This is a genomic window from Idiomarina sp. UBA4206 (genome assembly GCF_002383015.1).
Classification (GTDB): Bacteria; Pseudomonadota; Gammaproteobacteria; order Enterobacterales; family Alteromonadaceae; genus Idiomarina; species Idiomarina abyssalis.
This window is the reverse complement of record NZ_DFTS01000030.1, coordinates 346-5,281: the sequence shown is the minus strand read 5'-3', so window position 1 is coordinate 5,281 and position 4,936 is coordinate 346. Positions and strand designations below refer to the sequence as shown.

The window sequence follows — 4,936 nt, the reverse complement described above, 5'->3', positions numbered from 1 at the left end:
CCGGTACTTGGCTAAGCCCTGGTATTTTTTTGGTATGGGTGACTACCAGGCGGTACCCTTTGAAGAAAACGTTCTTACTCACAGCAAACAGCGTTACCAGACCTTTCGCAGGGTATACGATAATGTCGCTGAGGTGCAGCTGGGCGGGCCAACTTTTAACTGGCTTTACGAAGCGGTTAGTGCAGCCATGAAGGCGCAGCAACTGGCGAGTGATGTTCACATTCCGGTCATTTTATTTCAGGCTGGTAATGATCAGGTTGTTTCTGCTGCCGGGCAGAAAAAAGTCGCCGCGGCAGTCACCCGGGAGTACTTTCGGTTTGAAACCATTGAGGGCGCATCGCATGAGCTGATGATGGAAACGGACAGATTCCGCCAGCCAGTGTTGGATGCCATCATTGAAGAGACTCGAGAGCTCGTTAACGCTTAAGTGAACCTTCCACCACGGCGACAATTTCAGGATCCATATGCACAATGATGTCTGCTCCCGGGAAGGCTTTCATAAGCTGCGCCTCAACATCGTCAGCTATGGCGTGGGCGCGCAATAACGACAACTCGTTAGCCAGTTCAATGTGTAATTGAATAAAGCGTACCGGGCCGGCTTCGCGCGTGCGCAAACCGTGAAAGCCTCTGACACCATCCACCGCCATAGTAATGCGACCAATTTGCTCCTGCAGATCCTCTGAAAGCTCTCTGTCCATTAGTGCCTGAAAGGCATCCCAGCCAATGCGAACAGCACCAATAATTAAGTAAACGGCAATACCAATGGCAAAAATACTGTCGGCCCAGAGCCAACCGTAACTGCTGAGAATTAAGGCAACAATAACCGCTAAGTTCAGCAGTATGTCCGACTGATAATGAAGGTTGTCGGCTTGTACGGCTTTAGAATTGGTATGCTGAATGGCCATGCGCTGAATAACAATCAGGACAAAGGTAATGACAATTGCGATGCCAGAAACAGCGATGCCGTAACCCACTTTCGGAACGCTACCACCCTGCATAAATTGCTGCACACTGTGAAAAATAAGCNNGCTGGAACCGGCAATAAACGCGCTTTGCGCCAGAGCGGCCAGTGACTCCGCTTTACCATGACCAAAGCGGTGCTCTTCATCTGCGGGTTGTAACGCATAGCGAATGGCAAAGAAACTAAAAATCGAGGCGCCACTGTCCAGAATAGAGTCTGTCAGAGAGGCAAGCATACTGGCCGATTCGGTCTGAAACCAGGCAAAAAGCTTAATGCTTATGAGGGTTATTGCAACAACAACGGATGCCGTGCTGGCCAGACGCACCCAAAAAGCGTAATTTTGTTGGTAATTTTTCTGATTTGCCACAGCGCCGGTACACATTTCTAAAAAATATTCTGCTATTCTACCGCTTTTACTGAAGCGATGAAAACGACCATGTTGCACCTCGTACTGTTTGAGCCTGAAATACCCCCTAATACGGGCAATGTGATTCGTCTGGCGGCGAATACCGGAATGTCCCTGCATTTGATAGAGCCCCTGGGTTTTGAGCTGGATGAGAAAAAGGTTCGGCGTGCCGGTTTGGACTATCATGATCTGGCTTCTGTGAAAATTCACAAAGACTGGCAAAGCTTTTTAGATAACACGAAGGTTAATCGTATATTTGCCTGCACGACAAAAGGTAAGACTAGCTACGCGGAGGTAAATTATGAAGCGGGCGATGTTCTGCTTTTTGGCCCCGAAACCCGTGGATTGCCTATGGAAGTGCTGAGAACCTTTCCAGAAGAGAACTGGTTGAGGTTGCCTATGGCGGACAGCAGCCGCAGTCTTAACCTGTCAAATTCTGTTGCTATTTTTGCCTATGAAGCGTGGCGCCAAAATGGTTTTAAAGGGGCCTGTTAACTTATTTATCAATGGCTATTGGGCTTTGCTGAGCCAGAACCGTGTCGAATAAGCTTCTAAGTGAGCGGCCTCGTGGCGTGTCTGAAAACGCCACAAACAGTGGCAGAGGATCCGATAATTTTTGTTTTTTGTAAGGCTGTTCTGTCCAGTCTGGCAGGTTATCTTTGTAGTCCACAACCGCACTCACCCTTTCCATATCGAGCAGCGCAAAACAATCAAGAGAGTTTGATGCGCGATAAAAAGGGCGCTCAGTATCAACTAAATTTTCCATAAAACGAGGGCCTGCAATGCAAATAGGGCCTTCGTTAGGCTCTTCCAGGGTAAAGAGAAAAACACTGTCGTCATAAGCGACATGGTATTTTGACAGAATAATATTCTCTATTCTTTGATCAGGACGAACACCGATGAGGGCATCAGCACGGCCTTCCTGGATCAGCTGAATACTGCGTTGCCAGCTACTGACAACGGTATTGAGTTGAGAAGTAAACATCGGGAACGTTGACTTTGCTATTTGCCAAAGTTTACCGGTGCCGTCGGCATTCAGTAAGCCGGGGTGTATGGCGCCAACAACCGTCAGTTGCTCCGGACGTTTAATAGGCTCCACCGCAGGCTCGGGCTTTATTCCATACTTTTCACGAAGCACTTTCATACGACCATTCTCATGCATCTCTTGCAGCTGATAAGTGAGCTGAGGAATAAGTCGGGCGTGTTCTTCGTTTAGATAATGGAAGCCAGTTTCGGTGGACAGTTTGTGGGTAATAAAGTGTGGGTTATCGCTTAATTCCGAACTTTGAAACTGGAAGTCCCCCATAAAAGCAAACTGAATGCGTCCCGACTCAAGCAGCTTTAGTACTTGTTCGAGATCAATAGGCGTTACTATGGACGGCTGGTGAGGAAGACTTTCAACGACGTCAGTAATGGAATCCATACCATCGACGTATGCCAGACTTTCTATTTTCGACAATGGGCAGTAACCGCAGTCGCGCCTGTCAGCGACAGCTATGATGTCGAAAGTGAATAATGGAAATGGGATACGGCGAAGGTCGCGACGCTTGTTCTCAAGCATGGCAGTTCTTCCAAGCTCACCAGCAATGGTACCTTCAGTCGCTAGCTGCTCACCACGAGCGCGAGGTAGTTCAATATATTCAAGCTTGATATCCAGTTTGGCATAAGCTTCTTCAAGAACTGCTGTTACGTATTGCGTAAAAGGGCCTTCGTCAGGCGCACGAAAGACCAGTTTCTCCTGAGCGAGCGCGAGACTGGTTGTTAGGAGACTCCCCAGAAACAGTAGCAGGACGCAAAAACGTAGCGATGAATTCATAGCTTATAAGTGTGGTCTTATTTCGTGAATCAGGGGTTAGTATAGCAGTGTTAGAATGGCTATCACGAGCCCTGAAAACTATTTATTTTCAAAAGGTTACTGCCATTAACAACGGTGTCACTAGTGGCTATTACATAAGTTAGTGCAACGGGAATTCAAGACACATCTATAATAAATACATTAATTTGTTGTCTTAAATTTGACAGCTGGGTAGCAGACACTCTAGCGTTGCAGTCTTATACTATGTCAATTGAAATACTTAAGCGGCGCACGCCGTCGGTAAAAAGGGGTTCTATTTATGGTTAAGTCGTTGTTTTCCTTGCTCTCTTTGACGGTGCTGGCGTCTCTCTTTACAGCGCCTTCAAATGCGGAGGAAGATGGTAGCTATCGACATCTATTACTTGCCGGCGGCGGATTAGAGGCTTGTTCCAGTTTCGCGTCGGACAATTGCGACAACGTTGACTGGATAGATAAGGACACCATGCGCACCGACAGATACCTCAATCTGTCAAAAAAGTTTCGCTCCAAAGCAACGGCGGAGTCGGCTTGGCCAACTTACCGTGAAGAAACTCGCAAGAAGGTGGCTGATGCGCTGGAATTGATTCATGGGCGTTTAAAAGAAGACATTGTTCCTGAACGTGTTTTTCTGCGTGAATTTACCCGTCGTGCGACACAGCAGCTTTATAACGCATTGTCAGACGCGGAATGGAACCGGATTATCGATTTAATTGAGCTTCCTGTTCCTGACTCTGCCCGCGAAGTCGTTAACTTGGATGAAAACCTGAAAGGTGAATCGAAAGCAATTTTTCAGCGGTTTGTTGAAATGGCTCAGTCTGTTGCCGGAGATGATCAGAAGCCGACCATTTATTTTCTGACCTCTGCATCACGTAACCCTTATGACGCTATTGATTTTTACAGCAGTGTATTTGAGCAATTGGGAGCTGAAGCGCATTGGCTGCCTTTGGATTCGGCGTTAGTCAAAGCTCAGCGTGAGGGCCGTTGCGATGAACTAGCAAAAATTCAGCAGGAAGAACTGGGCGCCTACGAACGTGACCGTGTGCACAGAGACCGTTATAAAGAACAGGTCGCGTTTTGCAAAGACTCTGATGCCGCCGCAGAAATGATAGCGAAGGCCGACGGACTGTTTTTTAATGGTGGCGACCAGAATTTAACTCGTTCGACCTTTGTTAAGGCGAATAATCAGCCTGGCGATCTGCTGAAAACGATTATTGCCGCTGTTCAGCAAAAAGAAGTGGTTGTTGGTGGAACCAGCGCAGGTACGGCGGTCATGACCTCTAAGCCGATGATCTCTAACGGTACAACCGCTCAGGCGATAAAAGAAGGGGCGATTGCCTCTGATCCACCGCCGTTTGGGTGTGATTTAGACACCACTTGTCCGCCGAATGTCGGGCCGGACAGCCTGACTTACCATCCGTTAGGTGGCTTGAGCCTGTTCCATTACGCAACCTTAGATACGCACTTTTCTGAGCGAGGCCGGCAAGGTCGCTTAATGCGCTTAGCAGCGGCAAGCTCAACACCTTTGTCGATTGGTATTGATGAAAACACCGCGATGGAAGTGAATCTTGAAACTGGGGCGTTTGATATTATTGGCGAGCGCGGTGCTTTCTTTGTAGAAGATGCACAGGGCACCGATAACGCGGTAGCCGGTACTTTCCATTACCTGGTTGCCGGCGCTTCAGGTGTGATTTCCCCTTATGGCCTGCAAACCGCAGAATTCGCTGAAGGTGATGAC

At 48.1% G+C, this 4,936-nt stretch carries 5 protein-coding genes; 3 read left to right on the top strand and 2 right to left on the bottom strand.

What is annotated here, in order from left to right:
* Nucleotides 1–427, top strand: a 427-nt coding sequence (locus B3180_RS06295) for a serine aminopeptidase domain-containing protein (RefSeq protein ID WP_286843587.1), incomplete at its 5' end; no start/stop codon positions are given.
* Here B3180_RS06295 and B3180_RS06290 read toward each other — a convergent pair.
* A complete protein-coding gene (locus B3180_RS06290; RefSeq protein ID WP_286843613.1) occupies nucleotides 417–1,343 on the bottom strand; it encodes a cation diffusion facilitator family transporter in 927 nt (308 codons plus the stop codon). The genes B3180_RS06295 and B3180_RS06290 overlap by 11 nt on opposite strands.
* A gap of 54 nt (nucleotides 1,344–1,397) precedes the next feature.
* On the opposite strand from B3180_RS06290, the gene trmL reads away from it, so the two are divergent.
* The gene (gene trmL, locus B3180_RS06285) at nucleotides 1,398–1,862 is read left to right on the top strand and encodes a tRNA (uridine(34)/cytosine(34)/5-carboxymethylaminomethyluridine(34)-2'-O)-methyltransferase TrmL (RefSeq protein WP_199495037.1); all 465 of its coding nucleotides are present in this window, start codon (nucleotides 1,398–1,400) and stop codon (nucleotides 1,860–1,862) included.
* 1 nt (nucleotide 1,863) lies between these two features.
* Here the strand turns inward: trmL and B3180_RS06280 are convergent, their stop codons facing one another.
* A complete protein-coding gene (locus tag B3180_RS06280) occupies nucleotides 1,864–3,183 on the bottom strand; it encodes a hypothetical protein (protein ID WP_054490265.1) in 1,320 nt (439 codons plus the stop codon).
* A 298-nt stretch (nucleotides 3,184–3,481) separates the two neighbouring features.
* Here B3180_RS06280 and B3180_RS06275 point away from each other — a divergent pair.
* The coding region (locus B3180_RS06275; protein ID WP_286843584.1) for a cyanophycinase at nucleotides 3,482–4,936 on the top strand (1,455 nt) is incomplete at its 3' end.